The sequence below is a fragment of the Dermabacter jinjuensis genome (genome assembly GCF_902381725.1).
Classification (GTDB): Bacteria; Actinomycetota; Actinomycetes; order Actinomycetales; family Dermabacteraceae; genus Dermabacter; species Dermabacter hominis.
Genome location: NZ_LR698963.1, coordinates 287,893 through 303,107, shown reverse-complemented (window position 1 = coordinate 303,107; position 15,215 = coordinate 287,893). Strand labels below are relative to the sequence as shown.

Here is a 15,215-nt window from a genome sequence, read left to right as displayed (position 1 = left end):
TGATGGACGACCAAGAAAGGCGCGAACGCCTCCGCCGCGAAGATCCGCTCTTGCGCACGGCCGAGTTTTCGGCCGTCACGAGCACTGAGACGACCGCGATTCGCACCGTGCGCGTGCCGCCCAAAGCCCTTCCTTTCCGCAGGGGATTTTGGTGGGTGGCGCTCGGGGGCGCTATCGGCGCGGTTGTGCGCTACGCCCTCGCCGTCATCCTCCCCACGACGACGACGCTCACACTCGTTGATCTCCCGTGGGGAACCCTCGCTGCAAACATCCTCGGCTGCCTGATCCTCGGGGCGCTCACTGGGTACTGGGATGAGAACCCTCCGAAATACGCGCAGCTCCAGCTCGTGCTCGGCACGGGCTTTTGCGGTGGGTTCACGACGATGAGTACGTTCACGGGGGAGATTGCCGCGATTATTGGCGCGGGTTTTCCCCTCGAGGCCTTCAAGTACGTGACCGCGAGCGTCCTCGTGTGTGTGCTTGCGGTCGTGGGTGGGTTGCTTGCCGGCGCTCGCGTGGGCGCGATGAGTGCACGCGAGCATGTCGAAAGGGGTGAGGAGTCATGATGACTGCGTTGATCGTCGCGTTCGGTGCCGCCGTCGGCTCCGTCGTGCGGTACGGCCTCACGTTCATCCCGGCCCTCACGCGCCCCTCGGGTCCCGATCAGGAACCTTCGCCCATCCCGTGGCCGACGTTCGTCGCGAACGTCATCGCCTCATTTCTTCTCGCGATTGTGTTGCGCCGCCTCGGTGGCAGCACCGACTTCGTGTCCGCGAGCTTTGCGGCGCTCTTCGGCACGGGCTTTTGCGGGGCACTCTCGACCATGTCGACCTTCATGCTCGAAGTTGTGAAGCTCGTGCGGTCGCGTGCGACGGTGACCGCCCTCGGCTACTACGCGCTCAGCCTCGGATCGGCACTCGCGGCGTTCTGGCTCGGCATTGTGGTGACCGCGTGAGCCGTGCGCACTCGCGCGCGGTGTTCGCCGCGCTCCTTATCGCGCTCGTCGCCCTCGCGGGCGGCGCAGCTATAGCGCTGGCCGGTGCCCGCTACGCGGCGGGAGACGCAGAGATTCTCCTCGTCAACGCCGGCCGCGCGACCGAGGCCCTGCTTCCCGTAAGCGCAGCTCTTGCCGCGGCCGCGGGTGCGCTCACGCTCGGCGGGTCGATTCTTGCTGGCTGGCTGCTTGATGCTTCGCCGGAGAGCGGGGCGTGGTCGGCGCGCGCACGAGCGCGCGCCATGACGATCGCGTTCACGAGCGCTATCGTGTGGACGCTCCTGCTCGTTGTGCAGTTCATTCTCGCGTACTCGCTCTCGTCTGGACAGCCGCTCTTTTCCGCACATTTCGGCTCCGACATCGGCGTGTTTGCCGCGAGCGACCTCGGAGTCTGGAGCTTGACCGCGATCGTCGCTGCGGCCCTCGCAAGCGCGGTCGGGGTCTCGGGGACAAGCGCGCGCACGGCCCGCGCAACGACGCTCACGGCCCTCGGGGCGATCGTCGCCAAGGGGATGACGGGGCACGCCGCGGGAAGTGTGAGCCACGAGAGCGCGACGAGTTCCATGTTCTTCCACCTTTTGGCGTTCTCGGCCTGGGTGGGGCCGCTACTCGTGCTCCAGTTTCTTCCCGCTCTTGAGCCGGGAGACGAGCCTGCAATGCGCCGCACGATCGGGCGCTTCTCCTCGCTCGCCCTCGTCGCGTGGATCGCCCTCGCGGTCTCTGGACTCCTCGCGATCCTCGCACGCCTGAGCGCCATCAGTGAACTCTTCACCCATCCATACGGCCAGCTGGGCCTTGCCAAGGCGCTGTTGCTGCTCGCGCTCGGTGCGTGCGGTTATGCGCAGCGCCGCGTCCTCGCCCGGCGCGCCACGCTCGGCCGCTCCGGTTTTCGCGAACTGGCGCTCTTTGAAATTCTCCTCATGGGTGCGGCGATTGGGTTGGCCGCGGCGATGTCGAGCGCGCCACCACCCGCACAGAACATTCCGCCGCCCGCCACCCCCGCGGGGATCCTCACGACCTATGCGCTCCCGCCCGATCCGCGCAGCCTTGCCGCGCTTGGGCAGATAAGGCCCGATATTTTCGCGATTGGTGCCTCGATCCTCGCGCTCACGTGGCTTCTCATGCGCGGCATCGCTCGGGGCGTAAGCGCCACTGAGCGTCGCTGGCTCATCCTTGCGCTCGTGCTCTACCCGCTTCTTGCCTCGAGCGCGCTTGCGGTCTATTCCCGCGTGCTTTTCAGCGCGCACCTCGCGCTAGCGCTCGCGCTTGCGATACTGCCCGGAAGCGCCCTCGGAATGGGGGTGAGCGACGCCGCGCTCGCGAAGATTCGGGGTGTGCTCAGCAAGCGTCGGACCCTCGCGTTTGCCCTTTCGCTGGTGCCAGCGCTCACCCTCGCGTGCGCCTATCTCATCCCGGCGCTCATGCGGCGACTTCTCGAATCCCACCCGGCGAACCTCGGGCTTGATCTGGCGATGATCGCGTGCGGCGCCCTGCTCGTCGTACTTGTACGCGCAGGGCAGAAGTGGGCCTTCGAGACCGGACTCGCGGGGACTGTCCTTGTTCTCGCCGTCATGGCACTTACGCCGTACGCGATTGCGCCAAGCTGGTTTGGCGCGACCGGCCGCACGTGGCTCGCCGATACGCTCCGTGACCAGCATTGCGGCGCGAGCGTCGCCGGAGCCATCATCGTGCTCTACGGCGCAGCGGTATTCGCGGCTTCAGCCCTTACTTCTCGAAAATCGCGCGCGCGGTCGACAGGCGCGCCAGCAGACGTTCGCGGTCGGTGAGCGGGAGACGAATCGGCTGATCCTCGGGCAGCGAGTCGAGCGCGTTCTGCTCGGCCCACGGCGAAAGCTCCGCGATGCGCGTCGAACGGGTGGCGGTGCGCACGCGCGAGGCAACCCCTGAAAATGCGCCGCGAAGCCCCTTTTCGCTCGAGTGGGGAGCGGTGCGGCGCACGTCGGCGTCGGCGCGAGACTTGAGCTTTTCAAAGCGTGCGAGAGCGGGGGAGGTGGTGCCGGTCTCGATTTCCTCGAGGAATTCCTTCGTGGCATATGCCGCGATGTCCGCCTGTTGCGTGAGGATCGGCGTGACGCCGCCGAGCACGCGCACCTGGCCAAGGACGGCGAGGTCGCGGCGCGAACGCGGGAAGGCACCGAGGAAAAGATCGCTCGTGTATTCGGGATCGAGGTAGTCGGCTCCAGGCTCGTAACCGGTCGCGAACACGATCAGCTCGAAGCGCTCGAACGGCAGGTGAGCCGAGTCTTGAAGGATTTCGATACGGCGGTCGTTGACGAGCGTGAGGAACGAATCCGACACGATCGGTTCGTCCTCCATGACCGAGACCTCGGGCTTGGGTAGCCCCACGTTCTCCGGGCGGCCGATCGCGCGCTCAATGAGCTTCTCGGCGACCGTATCGTTGAAGGCTCGACCGAGGAAGGTCGGCTCGAGGCGGGCAAGGGAATCGCCCGCGAACGGACCCCATGTGCGCGGAACGACCCAGTGCGCTTCGGTGGGGTGAAGGGCCACGCGACGGTTCGCCTTCGCGAGCTCGACGGCGATATCGGCCGCCTCCTGGCCGCCACCGATCACGAGCACGTCCTTTTCAGCGGTGTCGTCGCCGCCCAGGAAGTTCTTCGAGTGGATAGTGCGAACGCCAGATTCGCGAGCCTCGTGCCACAGCGGCGGCAGGAAGGGACGCTGCGAGACCCCGTGCGCCGCGATGATGGCCGTGTACGGGCGTACTTCGCCGGAGGAGAAATCTACTTCCCACTCGCCCTCGCCGAACGAGCGAACGCTGCGCACCGCTTTGTTGGGTTCAAACCGTTCCGTGAGGCCGTGATGCGAGGCGTAGGCCCGAAGGTAAGTCGCGTATTCGTCGGTCGAGGGGAACGAGGGGAAGCTGACGGGCATGCGAAGGTCCTCGAACTGCGTATGCGACTTCGAGGTGGCAAGCTTCATGTTCGGCCAGGTCGGGGCGTCCTCGTTAGCGATGTTCCACACGCCACCCACGTGGTTTTGCGCATCCACAAGGTCGAAATCCACCCCGAGGGAGGAGAGAGCGGCGGCGGCCGCGAGACCCGAGGGGCCGGCTCCGATCACGAGAACGGATCCGCGTGTGAGTGCAGTCATGGCGGGGGTTTGCCTTCCAAGGACGACGCAAGATTAACGTTCCACATGTTAGGGCGCTCGCGTGCACAAAAGCTGTGATGGAAACGGGCTCCTTTCAGGGCCGCTGCGTATGGTGGGGGCACTATGAGCGACTATCAAGAGCCTCTCTCGCCCGGTCTCGCACCCTTCCGTGAAACCTTCGGTGCGTTCACACCCGAAGCGATCGTTTTTGACTGCGATGGCGTTCTTCTCAACACGCAAAGCCTGTGGGAAGAAACCCAGGTCGAATACCTCGAGGCCCGGTCCCTCGCGATGGAAGAGGCGCGCCGCCGTTGGCTGGTGGGCCGCGACGTGATCGACGTCGTCGTCGCGATCGCGGAGCTCACGGGGGAGAAGCCCGAAGACGTTGGCGAAAGCCTCAAGCGGAGCTACTTTGCAAAGCTTGCCGAGGACATCCCCGTGCTTCCGGGCGCGGCGGAACTGCTCAAGGCCGCGAGCTCGAGGATCCCCGTTGCCGTGGCATCCAACAGCAACCGTGCCCCGCTCCTGAGCGAACTTGCCGACGTGGGTCTCCTGCCGTATGTCGATCACGTCGTCTCCCTCGACGACGTTGCAAACCCCAAGCCCGCCCCCGACATCTACGTGCGCGCGTGCGAACTGCTCGGCGTCGCCCCCGAGCGAGCCCTCGCGATTGAGGATTCGGAAACGGGCGCGCAGGCCGCCGCAGCCGCCGGATGCCGGCTCATCGTCGCCCCTACGATTCCCGGGCAGCGACCCGAAGGCGAGCTTGAGATCGCTGCGATCGGCGACCCGGGGCTGCGCGAATGGGTAGCGACGTGGCCCGACCGCCGCGGCGGTTATTCGCCCGTGTACAACGCGCTCGGTCTCGTGCGCCACGAGATTCCCGACGCGATCGTGACCGACTGCGACGGCCTCCTCCTCGACACCGAGGCGCTATGGACGGAGACGCAGCTCAAGGTTCTGTACGATGCGGGCGTGACGCCAACCGAAGAGGATCTCGGCGCGCTCATGGGCACGACCCTTGAACAGACCGCCGAAATTCTCGGCGGCATGACGGGCCAGGAACCGGCTCGCGTCGAGCAGATCGTTACCGACGACTTCCAGTCGCGACTCGGAGCCAATGTGCCGACCATGCCGGGCGCGCGCGAATTCCTCGAACTTGCCGCGACCAAGGTGCCGATCGCGGTCGCCTCGAACTCGTGGCACGAGATTCTCGAGAAGAAACTCACGGCCGCTGGGCTCCTCGGGTATTTTGAGAGCCTTCAAAGCTCGAGTACCGTCGGAAGCCCCAAGCCCGCCCCGGACATGTACGAGGCTGGCGCGAAAGCCCTCGGGTGCGAGCCCTCGCGGTGCCTCGCCTTCGAGGATTCCCCCCTTGGGGCGCGCGCGGCGAAAGCGGCGGGTATGACCCTCATCGGGATTCCCTCGACGGGGCAACCGATCGACGTGGCCGATTTAACGCTCTCCTCGCTGAGCGATCCCGACCTCCTCGCGTGGGTGAAGAGCTGGCCGAACCGAAAGCAGGACTGACATGACGAGCGAGAACTTTCGCGAAAATGCACGCCCCCACGCGTCCGAGTTGCTCGGCCGCGGGTGGCTCAACACCGGCGGGGTCGACCTGAGCCTCGAGGATCTTCACGGCAAGATCGTGGTCCTCGATTTTTGGACGTTCTGTTGCGTGAACTGCCTGCACGTGCTCGACGAGCTGCGACCGCTTGAGCAGAAGTGGTCGCAAGAGGTTGTCGTGATCGGTGTGCACTCGCCGAAATTCTCGTTCGAGCGCGACCACGACGCACTCGTCGCCAACATCGAACGCTACGGCGTCGAACATCCCGTTCTCGACGACCCCGACCTACGCACGTGGAGCGAGTACGGCGCGAAGGCCTGGCCGACCCTCATGGTCCTCGACACGCACGGGCGCATCGCCGCGTCGATGTCCGGCGAGGGCCACGCGGCGAATCTCGACTCGACCATCGCGAGGCTCGTGAGCGAGGGGGAGTCCGACGGCACCCTCGTGCGCGGTGATGCCCCTACTGTTCTCGAGCAATCCGAACTCCACACACTGCGTTTCCCCTCGAAAGGCGGGCTTTTGCCCGACGGTCGCATCGTTGTGAGCGACGCGGGGCAAAACCGTATCGTCGTGTTCGAAGCCGACGGCGTGAGCGTCGACGAGGCAATCGGCACGGGCGTGCGCGGCTGGGCCGACGGTGATGCAGGCGAGGCGCAGTTCTCGCAGCCGAACGGCATCGCCGTCCTTCCACCCGAAGTTGCCGACCAAGTGGGCTACGACCTCGTGATTGCGGATACCGGCAATCACCGCCTGCGCGGTGTGCAGCTCGGCAGGCGTCGGCTCCTGCGCTCCCGGATCGAAAGCCACGTGTTCACCCTCGCCGGGAACGGCGAGCAGTGGATGCAGGGGCAGAGCCTTCCCACGGGGGTGGGCACTCCGATCCAGTTCGCCCTCTCGACACCGTGGGATGTCGAATGGGACGACGTATCCGGGCAGATCATCATCGCGATGGCGGGAATCCACCAGATGTGGACCTACCGGCCGGCGGCGCTCAACGACGACGGCGAGTTCGTTGACGAAGGCGCGCTCGCGGTTCTCGCGGGAACGACCCAGGAGGGCCTCGTAGACGGCGCTCTCGTGCGCTCGTGGTGGGCACAGCCCTCGGGCGTCACGGTCGACGCCAACGGGACCGTGTTCGTTGCCGACGCCGAAACGAGTGCGGTGCGCGTGATTGCCGCGGATCGCAGCGAGGTCACGACTCTCGTGGGAGAGGGCCTCTTCGATTTTGGTCACGTCGACGGTCCTCTCGACAAGGCCCGCCTGCAGCACCCCCTCGGCATTACGGTCCTCGCCGATGGCCGCCTCGCGGTCGCCGACACCTATAACGGCGCGGTGCGGATCATCGACCCGATTCACGACTCGGTCGTCACCGTTGCGACCGGACTTTCGGAGCCGAGCGACCTCATCGTTGTCGACCCAATCGATGGGCTCGCGCAGCTCATCGTCGTTGAATCCGGCGCGCACAAGCTCACGTGGGTGTCCATTTCGCCCGCTGCCGAGCAGATAATCGACGAGGGCCCGCAGCAGACCGAACGCCCCGCGACAGCGGTCTCGAACGCCGGCCCACTCACGGTCACCGTCGCGTTTACGCCGCCCGAGGGCCACAAGCTCGACGACTCCTTCGGCCCGGCAGTCCAGGTGAGCGTCTCGACGACACCGCCGGCGATGCTCGTGAGCGGAGGAGGGACCTCGAGCGAACTCGAGCGCGAGATTGAGCTCGACCCGAACTACAGCGAAGGCGTCATTCACGTCAGTGCGCGCGCTGCCTCGTGCGACGCCGACCCGAGCGTAGAGTTCCCCGCGTGCCACATGCACCAGCAAGACTGGGGCGTGCCGATCACGCTGACCGAGGAGGGCACGCGCGCGCTCGTCCTCTCGCTTCTCGCATGAGCGCCTTCGCCTTGGGGGCCGACACCGCCTGGATGCTTGTTGCGGCCGGGGTCCTCTCGCTCGTAGCCCTCGCCCACCCGTGGTTCTGGATCGCGCGCGGTAGAGCCGGCGTCGATGATCGCGCGCCGCGGATCGGCACGCTCGTGACGGCAGCCTCGCATTCGGCTCTGTGGGGCGGGATCGGCGCGGGAATCCTCGTGGCCCTTGCCCCCGGCGATGCCGGTGATCGGGTGTTGCGCGGCGGTTCCGTTTTCTTTGGCAGCATCCTCGCGGTCGCCGTGGCGGCCCTCGGTGCGCTGCTCGTCGCGCGTGCGAATGTCGATGGCCTCGATCCGGACGCCACTGATGAACCGCGAAAGCCACGTCTTTCTGCGGCGAGAGCCCTGCCCGGGAGCGTGCGAGGAATCGGCGTGGGCGCCGCAACGCTCATGCTCATTGCCCTCATCGTGGTGAAGCATGCCGATGCGGGGCCGCTCCTTCTCCTCGTCGCGCTCGGCCTCGCGATCGGTGGGGCGTCGCTGCGCTCGGGCGTGGCACTCTCCTCACTGGGGGAGACCGGTGCACGGATTGACGTTGGCACGCTTGAGCAGTCTCGAGACCGGGACGATCTCTCGCTCGAGCGCCTGTCACCGCCGCTCGCGCGAGGTCCGCTGCGCGCGGTCGATTCGGCTGCGCTCGCGGCTCTCCTCGCGGGCGCCATCATGACGCTCGGTGCGCCCATCGTGGGGCTCGCCGGTCTCGTTTCCGCCATTGTGCTCGCGTGCGGTGCGCTCGTCGCCCTGATTGGCTCTGCTTTTGTGCCCGCTGGATCGACGCGCTCCTCGCGCTTCGTGAGCGCCGGGCTCACGGGGGTCATTCCGCTCGCTCTCGTCGGCTCTGTTCTCTCCCTGTGGCTGCCCACTCGCTACGCGAATCTGCGCATGGCCGAAGTGGGGCTCGGGAACTTTAACGACCCGTTGCTTGTGTCGCTTTTCGTTAACTCGGATACCCAGCAGGCACCCGCGTCTGTCGCGCGCGACGAGGTCGAACCGCTGCTTGAGAAAATCGCTGCGCAGTTCTCCGGCTTCTACGCGAACGTGGGCGACGCCCCCGAAGCGCAAAGCGTTGCCGACACGATCATGCTGCACGCGATCAATCCCTCGTTCGTGACGGGCCTCGCGCTCGTCATTGGAGGCGCACTCGCCCTCCTTGCGGGCCTTGCGATCGTGTGGCCGCACGTGCGAACCGAGACCGCCATGGCAGCAGGCCCCTCCCGCGGGATGGTCGCCGCTCGCTTCGGGCGTATCAGTCCGTCGTCGGTGGGTCTCGGCTCCAGTCGCGCACTCGCGCTGCTCGCCATCGCCGCTCTGCTCGGTATCGCAGCGGCGTGGGGTCTTGCGACTGCCGCCGCCGGCATCGCCTACCTCGGCTACTACCTTCTCGCGCTCGCTGCGGCGGGAGCCGCGGCCGTGTGGGGCGGCTTCTCGGCGATCGCGGGCGCTGGGTATTCTCGCGACGCCGCCGTTGAGGTGCGCGACGGTGACGCTGCGGAGCAGTCCTCTCACGAGGCGCTCGCGGGCGCTGTTCTCGCGCTGCTCTCGAGTGTTGCTGCCCTCCCGCTCGTGGCACCGATTGCGGGAGCGATGCGCGCGGCGCCGCAGCAGGGTGCGCTGTGGGCCGACAGGCAGCTGCGCGCATTGAGCATTGATTCGCCAACGGTCGTTCTTGGTTTCGCGTTCGGTGTTGTGGCCGTTCTGGCCGTGGTGGCGTTCATCGCGACGCCGACGCGCGCCGTTCTTGCCAATGCCGTGACTGAGGCGCGCATTGCGCTTGCCGAACAATCGAGCGCTCGAGGTTCATCCGACGGCTCCGATGATTGTGGCGACGAGGTGCTCTTTGAGGGGCTCGAGAGCGCGCTTCGGCGCACGTCAGCGATCGTGGTGATGTGTGCGCTGCTCGCTCCGGCCGTATGTGGCTTCGGGATCGGAGCGGCATCGCTGCCCGCCTTTGCCGTCGGGGTTCTCGTCGCGTCGGGCTGCGTAGCATCTGTCGCGCACGCGCGCGTCGCCTCGAGCGAGGCGGCCCTCGCGCGGGTTGAGTCAGGGGTGGCCGGCGGCACCGCGTCGCTTGCCTACTCGTCTGTGCTCACCGAAGTATCGGAGGCCCGGGCTCGGGTGGCGCTCACGTCTTCACTTGCCGGCGCGTCTGGCTTCGGTGCCATCGCGGTGCTCATGACACTCGCTGCCGCGCCCGCAGTCGTGTCCCTCACGGGAGATGAGGGGACGCATCCTCTCGTGCGGGTCATCATCGTGGTCGCGGCCCTCATGGTGCTCGTCGTCCCGATCGTGCTGTCGCGGGGCCTCGAGCAGGTTGATCTCGCCGACAATCTGAGAGAAGCGAACGATAGCGCTGATCGAGAGTCCCGCGCCTCGAACACGGCGCGCGAGAAGGCTTCGACTGCGACGGAAGTCGACGACCTTGGCGATACCATTTTTGATGCGCCCGAGGCCCCGAAGAAGAAACGCGGGCGTCAACGGAAGTAGAGCCGAGTTGCGCAGGTGCGAGCTTCCCGCGTCGAGAAAAGACCGGTGCTGGACGTTCTCATACCTTTCGTCTCAAACGCACAGCACCGGTTGTGCTCCCCTCGGTGAGCTCAGTGATGGGGCACGGGTCTACTGCCATTCGGCCGTATCGGGATCGACTCCGTGTTCTCGAGCGTTCGCGTCGATCGCGTCCTTGAGCCATTCCGCCATACCCGCTTGACGCGACTCGAACCGGTCGCGAAAGCGTGAGTCCTCCACATACCCTCTCGCGATCAGAACATGTTTGGCGGGTGTGACGTCGTACCAGGTCAGTGCCCTGCGGTACTCATCGGCGAGGGCAATGGCTTCGGCGCTTCGCGGATCCACATCGCGCTGAATAGCTGAGACGATTTTCTCTTCAACAGCATCGATTCGAGCCTTGTCACTCTCGAGGTCTTCAGCGGTTTGGGATTCTTGGTATTGCCGAGAAGCTGCCCAATCGTCGGTGTGCCCCCACTTGTTCCTAGCCTCGTTGTCCCACTCGGGATTCCAATCCTTCCCCAGAATTTCTGCGCGTTGCTCGGGGGTAAGTTTCTCTCCCATGTCAATCCTTTCGATCAGTGAATCCACTGCCCGCAGCATGCGGTGCAGGTGATCGACTTTGCCCAGCAGTACCTCGCGCTGCTGTACTAGCCGTTCCCGCTCCGAGGGAACCTCACAAGCCGTTGCAGCATCTGCATGAGTCGCTGCCCGCCTTGAATCGTGCGAGACGAGAAGTTCGCGAACCTCCGCGAGTGACATCCCGGTTTCCCGGTAGATGAGTACTTCGTGGAGTCGTTCGAGATCTCGCTCGCTGTAGAGGCGATACCCCGCCCGGGACCGTCCGCTTGGGGTCACCACAGCGATTTCGTCCCAGTAGTGAAGAGTTCGCACACTCACCCCAATGAGTGCGGCGGTTTCGCCGACAGTGAGGTCTCGATGCGAGCGTGGGTTTGGGTCGAAAGCGTTGGCCATGTCGTTCACGCTACCGATGCTGGTGCCTCACGCCACGTCAGGGTCAAGTCGATTTCGCGAAGACTTCGTGAACTGGGTGGACGTGGGTGGCGTCAGCCGTGTGCGAGACCGACAGCGTTGTTTGACTCGAGGCAGTGCCGGTCCGATCGCACGGTCACGGGGGAGTGGCGGAGGGCGAGGCTAGTCGAGCAGTCCCTCTTCGCGTGCCCGCGCGAGCGCCGCCGTTCTGCTCGACACCCCGAGCTTTCCGTAAAGCCGCGCGAGGTGAGTCTTGATGGTGGTGGGGGAGAGGAACAGTTCCTCGCTAATCTCGCGATTGCTCAAACCGCGATCGAGCGCATTGAGCACGTCCCTTTCCCGGCCCGTGAGCGTGATGCGGTCCTTGCGCATCTCGCGCAGGAGCTTGCCCGCAACGACGGGTGCGAGCACCACCTCGCCGCTTGCGGCACGCTGAACGGCGCTCGTGAGGTCGGCTGGCGCGGAGTCTTTCAAGAGGTACCCCTGGGCGCCGGCCTCGACGGCGGCGAGAATCTCGGAATCGTCGTCGTAATTGGTGAGAACGAGAATCCGCGGGTGATCCCCCCGGGCGCGAATAGCGCGAATCGCCTCCACGCCGCTCATACCGCCGTCGGCGAATCGAAGATCCATGGTCACGAGGTCCACGTCGCCCTCGCTGGCTCTTTTGACTGCCTCTTCAGCGCTGGGGGCTTCGGCGACGACGGTGAAGTCCTCGTGGCTTTCAAACACGGCGCGCAGCCCCGCACGCACCACGGGGTGGTCGTCGGCGATGAGGATGGAAATCATGCGTGCGCTCCTTGAAGGGTTGGAGAGGTGGAGTGTGTAGCGTTCTGGAACTCGGGGGCGGGTGTCACGAGGCTGGAGCGGACTCGGTCAGGGCCGACGGTGCCTGGGACACGGGGATCGTCACGCTTATGAGCGTGCCCTCCCCGGGCGAGGCGATGATCGCGGCATTCCCGCCGAGTTCACGCGAGCGTTGCACAACGAAACCCAGCCCGTAGCCGCCACTATCGCCACTCCGGCCGAGCAGCGCCTCGTCCACGTCGAAGCCGCGGCCGTCGTCTTCGATATCGACATGCAGCTCGCCACCGTCAGCGTAGGCGCGAACCTCGATGCGTGAGGCGCGCGCGTGGTCGAGGGCGTTGGCGAGCGACGATTGGACAATACGCACAAGACTCGTCGCTGTCGTCATGTCGAGCTCCGGCAAGTCCTGAGAGACATGGCATTCGATGACCGGGACTGCTTCACCGGGAACGGCGACCACTCTGGACCGAGCGGTGTCAACAACACGGGTGAGAGCCGTCTCGAGGCGCGCGGGTCCCGATTCGTGTGGCGTGAGGTGGGAGATCGCGCTGCGAAGCTCGCTCAGGGCTTCCGAGGTGGCGTCGGAAGCGGAACGTACGTGATCGAGCGCAAGCGACGCCTCACCCGAACCGAGTGCCTCGTCCGCGAGCCCGAGTCGCAAGATGACGCTCGAGAGTGACTGGGCCGTGGTGTCGTGGAGGTCGCGACCAAGCCGCTCGCGCTCGGTTATACGTGCTTTTGCGCGTTCGGACTCGACGAGCTGGTCTTGGGCGCTTCGGAGTTGTGCGATGACGGTATTTTTCTGAAGTGCCTCGAAGCGCATCGCGCGGTACATGTGCATGAACGCGAGCATAAGCACGGCGATGAGGAGCGGCCCCACGACAGTGCCCGTCGAGGCGCCATGGTGGAAAACCTGTCCCGCGATCGTAAAAGCAGTAAGGCCGAGCGTTACGAAAGCTCCGATGTGCTCAGGCAGAAGCCACTGGGCGATGCCGATAAGTGCAAAGAGGAAGTAGGTCGCGTGGGGTGTTTCTGCAATGACCATCGCCCATGCCGAGGCGAGCACTGCCACGTACACGAGGGGACGCCACGAAAAAACTGATGATGGCTCCGCACTAATGTCGCCAACGCGCACGAGCCACGCGCCGCCTCCGAGCATCACAAAGAGCGTCACGAGGCTGAAGATCACGACGCTCGTGGTGTGTGGCGCCGCAGTGAGAGTGCTTTCGAAGACGGGGATCGCAAGGAGAACACATGCGAGTGCGGCTGCCCCCACGACGTGTGAGGTGCGGGCTGAAGTGGGCATGTCTTCGATCCTAATTCCCGCACCCGAAGAGCTGTTCCTCCAAAAGGATGAACGAAGAAGGTACCGCCGGGAGGTACCGGGGGAGAGGCCCGGATCGGCACAGTGGAGACATCATCAATCGTGCATAAGGAGTTCGCCTCATGTTTCTTGCCATCCGCGACCTACGCTTCGCGAAGGGCCGTTTCTCCCTCATCGTCGCCGTCGTGTCCCTCATGACGTTCCTCGTGACATTCCTGGCCGGCCTCACCGGCGGCCTCGCGATGCAGAACATCTCGGCGATTCTCTCGTTGAATCCCGACAAGGTCGTCCTGTCGGTCGACGAGGGTGAGAAGGAAGAGTTCGCGAACTCGACCATCACCGAGGAGCAGTACACGGCCTGGGCTGACAAGGCCGGAAAGGACGCCGTCACCCCGCTCGGCATCTCGAGCGCACTGCTCGATACAGGCGAGAAGACCGAGTCGGTCGTCCTCATGGCCGAGCCGTTCGGCAAGGACTCCCGCGTCCCCGAGGCCGGCAAGCTCGTGCTTAGCGAGACCACTGCCGAATCCCTCGGAGTGAAAGCCGGCGACACCCTCGACGTTTCGGGTGAGACCCTCACCGTCTCACGCGTGCTCAAGGATGAGTTCCATTCACACCGCCCGGTCGCCTTCGCTGACCTGACCACGTGGCACGACTACCTCGAGCGCACCCATCAGCCGCAGGATTACGCGACCGCACTTCTCGTGGGGGAGGGAGGGTCCGACGCTTCCTCGGCTCTCACTGATTCCGAGGTCAAGACCCTCGATAGCGATCAGTCCACGACCACGAAGTCGCTTCTCCCGTCGCTTCTCGCGATTGGCTCGTTCCGCTCAGAAATCGGCTCGCTCGCGATGATGATCGCTCTCCTCGTCGTGATCTCGACGCTCGTGATCGGCGTGTTCTTCCTCGTGTGGTCGATGCAGCGTCAGCGCGATATCGCCGTGCTCAAGGCGATCGGCGCGCGCACGAGCTGGCTCGCGAGCGACTCGCTGTGGCAGGCGCTCATCGTGCTCGGCATCGGTTCGCTCATCGGCGTTGGTCTCACCGCTGGTCTGGGCGTTCTCGTCGCCAACGCGATGCCGTTTGTCATGAACGTTGCGACGCTCGTGGGCGTCCCCATCCTCATGCTTCTCGCGGGTCTCGTGGGCTCGCTCGTGTCGGTCCGCACGATCACGAAGGTGGATCCGACGAAGGCCCTGCAAGCGTCGGCGGCCTAGCCACTCCGGAAGACTCCGCGCCCCTCACACTTTGATGAAAAGGACACAGCCATGCTGAACCTCAACGACATCACCCTCACCTACCCCGATGGCGGCTCGAACGTCACCGCAATCAACCACGCGAACCTCACCGTGAACCCCGGTGAGTTCGCCGCCGTGACCGGCCCCTCCGGTTCGGGCAAGTCGAGCCTGCTGTCGGTCGCCGCGACCCTCACGAGCCCCGATTCGGGAAGCGTGGCAATCGCCGGTATCGAAACAACAACGCTTAACCAAAAGCACAAAAGCGAGGTGCGCCGCGACCACATCGGCATCGTGTTTCAGTCGCCGAACCTCATCCCGTCGCTCACCGTTGCCGAGCAGCTCGAAATCGTCGCACGTCTCGGTGCGGGTACCTTGAAGCGCGTCTCGAAGAAGGAACGCCAAGAGCGCATCGAGGCGGCGCTCGATGCCGTGGGCATGCTCGACCGCGCGCATCACCGCCCGGGCGCCCTCTCCGGTGGTCAGCGCCAGAGGGTCAACATTGCCCGCGCGATCATCCACCAGCCCGAGGTTCTGCTCGTGGATGAGCCGACGAGTGCCCTTGACCAGGAGCGCTCCAAAGCGATCATCGAACTGCTCGCGGAGACCACCCGCAAGCGCGAGCTCGCGACGGTCGTCGTGACCCACGCGCAAGAGCAGCTCGAAGAGTTCGACTCCGTTTATCGCATGGTGGACGGCGTTCTTTCGCGCGAGCGAACCTGAATTCCCGAGG

General features: G+C 65.3%; 12 protein-coding genes. 8 read left to right on the top strand and 4 right to left on the bottom strand.

Annotation, left to right across the window (positions count from 1 at the left end; genetic code table 11):
• Positions 1–2 precede the first annotated feature (2 nt).
• The 3 genes from crcB to FXY94_RS01485 are packed head-to-tail and all read left to right on the top strand — an operon-like array spanning position 3 to position 2,781.
• Positions 3–566 carry a fluoride efflux transporter CrcB gene (gene crcB / locus FXY94_RS01495; RefSeq protein ID WP_016663242.1) on the top strand — a complete coding sequence of 188 codons (564 nt, stop codon included), beginning with the start codon at positions 3–5 and terminating at the stop codon, positions 564–566.
• Positions 563–955 carry a fluoride efflux transporter FluC gene (locus FXY94_RS01490; protein WP_081976377.1) on the top strand — a complete coding sequence of 131 codons (393 nt, stop codon included), beginning with the start codon at positions 563–565 and terminating at the stop codon, positions 953–955. The genes crcB and FXY94_RS01490 overlap by 4 nt, the downstream gene beginning before the upstream one ends.
• Positions 952–2,781, top strand: coding sequence for a copper resistance D family protein (locus tag FXY94_RS01485; RefSeq protein ID WP_016663240.1), 1,830 nt, complete (start codon positions 952–954; stop codon positions 2,779–2,781). The genes FXY94_RS01490 and FXY94_RS01485 overlap by 4 nt, the downstream gene beginning before the upstream one ends.
• Here the strand turns inward: FXY94_RS01485 and FXY94_RS01480 are convergent.
• Entirely contained in the window at positions 2,720–4,126 is a 1,407-nt protein-coding gene (locus FXY94_RS01480) for an NAD(P)-binding domain-containing protein (RefSeq protein ID WP_016663239.1), read from the bottom strand. The two genes, FXY94_RS01485 and FXY94_RS01480, sit on opposite strands and share 62 nt — an antisense overlap.
• Positions 4,127–4,249: 123 nt before the next feature.
• Here FXY94_RS01480 and FXY94_RS01475 point away from each other — a divergent pair, with 123 nt between their 5' ends.
• The 3 genes from FXY94_RS01475 to FXY94_RS01465 are packed head-to-tail and all read left to right on the top strand — an operon-like array spanning position 4,250 to position 10,108.
• Positions 4,250–5,656: an HAD family hydrolase gene (locus tag FXY94_RS01475; protein WP_016663238.1), complete on the top strand. Its 1,407-nt coding sequence runs from the start codon at positions 4,250–4,252 to the stop codon at positions 5,654–5,656.
• A gap of 1 nt (position 5,657) precedes the next feature.
• Entirely contained in the window at positions 5,658–7,586 is a 1,929-nt protein-coding gene (locus FXY94_RS01470) for a thioredoxin-like domain-containing protein (protein WP_016663237.1), read from the top strand.
• The gene (locus FXY94_RS01465; protein WP_016663236.1) at positions 7,583–10,108 is read left to right on the top strand and encodes a hypothetical protein; all 2,526 of its coding nucleotides are present in this window, start codon (positions 7,583–7,585) and stop codon (positions 10,106–10,108) included. Before FXY94_RS01470 ends, FXY94_RS01465 begins: the two co-directional genes overlap by 4 nt.
• A 129-nt stretch (positions 10,109–10,237) precedes the next feature.
• Here FXY94_RS01465 and FXY94_RS01460 read toward each other — a convergent pair whose 3' ends face one another.
• The 3 genes from FXY94_RS01460 to FXY94_RS01450 form a co-directional block, all read right to left on the bottom strand.
• A complete protein-coding gene (locus tag FXY94_RS01460; RefSeq protein WP_016663235.1) occupies positions 10,238–11,101 on the bottom strand; it encodes a MerR family transcriptional regulator in 864 nt (287 codons plus the stop codon).
• Positions 11,102–11,281: 180 nt separating this feature from the next.
• Positions 11,282–11,905: a response regulator gene (locus FXY94_RS01455; protein WP_016663234.1), complete on the bottom strand. Its 624-nt coding sequence runs from the start codon at positions 11,903–11,905 to the stop codon at positions 11,282–11,284.
• Between the two features lie 64 nt (positions 11,906–11,969).
• The gene (locus FXY94_RS01450) at positions 11,970–13,229 is read right to left on the bottom strand and encodes a sensor histidine kinase (RefSeq protein WP_016663233.1); all 1,260 of its coding nucleotides are present in this window, start codon (positions 13,227–13,229) and stop codon (positions 11,970–11,972) included.
• A 140-nt stretch (positions 13,230–13,369) separates the two neighbouring features.
• Between FXY94_RS01450 and FXY94_RS01445 the strand changes: the two genes are divergently transcribed.
• Entirely contained in the window at positions 13,370–14,464 is a 1,095-nt protein-coding gene (locus FXY94_RS01445) for an ABC transporter permease (RefSeq protein ID WP_016663232.1), read from the top strand.
• A gap of 51 nt (positions 14,465–14,515) precedes the next feature.
• Complete coding sequence (locus tag FXY94_RS01440; RefSeq protein ID WP_016663231.1) at positions 14,516–15,205, top strand: ABC transporter ATP-binding protein; 690 nt, start codon at positions 14,516–14,518, stop codon at positions 15,203–15,205.
• The last annotated feature ends 10 nt before the right edge of the window (positions 15,206–15,215 follow it).

Bases quoted from the DNA above. Each gene is read 5' to 3' on its own strand.
- FXY94_RS01480 (WP_016663239.1), bottom strand. From the start codon at position 4,126: ATGACTGCACTCACACGCGGATCCGTTCTCGTGATCGGAGCCGGCCCC.
- FXY94_RS01465 (WP_016663236.1), top strand. From the start codon at position 7,583: ATGAGCGCCTTCGCCTTGGGGGCCGACACCGCCTGGATGCTTGTTGCG.
- crcB (WP_016663242.1), top strand. From the start codon at position 3: ATGGACGACCAAGAAAGGCGCGAACGCCTCCGCCGCGAAGATCCGCTC.
- FXY94_RS01460 (WP_016663235.1), bottom strand. From the start codon at position 11,101: ATGGCCAACGCTTTCGACCCAAACCCACGCTCGCATCGAGACCTCACT.
- FXY94_RS01450 (WP_016663233.1), bottom strand. From the start codon at position 13,229: ATGCCCACTTCAGCCCGCACCTCACACGTCGTGGGGGCAGCCGCACTC.
- FXY94_RS01455 (WP_016663234.1), bottom strand. From the start codon at position 11,905: ATGATTTCCATCCTCATCGCCGACGACCACCCCGTGGTGCGTGCGGGG.
- FXY94_RS01475 (WP_016663238.1), top strand. From the start codon at position 4,250: ATGAGCGACTATCAAGAGCCTCTCTCGCCCGGTCTCGCACCCTTCCGT.
- FXY94_RS01445 (WP_016663232.1), top strand. From the start codon at position 13,370: ATGTTTCTTGCCATCCGCGACCTACGCTTCGCGAAGGGCCGTTTCTCC.
- FXY94_RS01490 (WP_081976377.1), top strand. From the start codon at position 563: ATGATGACTGCGTTGATCGTCGCGTTCGGTGCCGCCGTCGGCTCCGTC.
- FXY94_RS01440 (WP_016663231.1), top strand. From the start codon at position 14,516: ATGCTGAACCTCAACGACATCACCCTCACCTACCCCGATGGCGGCTCG.
- FXY94_RS01470 (WP_016663237.1), top strand. From the start codon at position 5,658: ATGACGAGCGAGAACTTTCGCGAAAATGCACGCCCCCACGCGTCCGAG.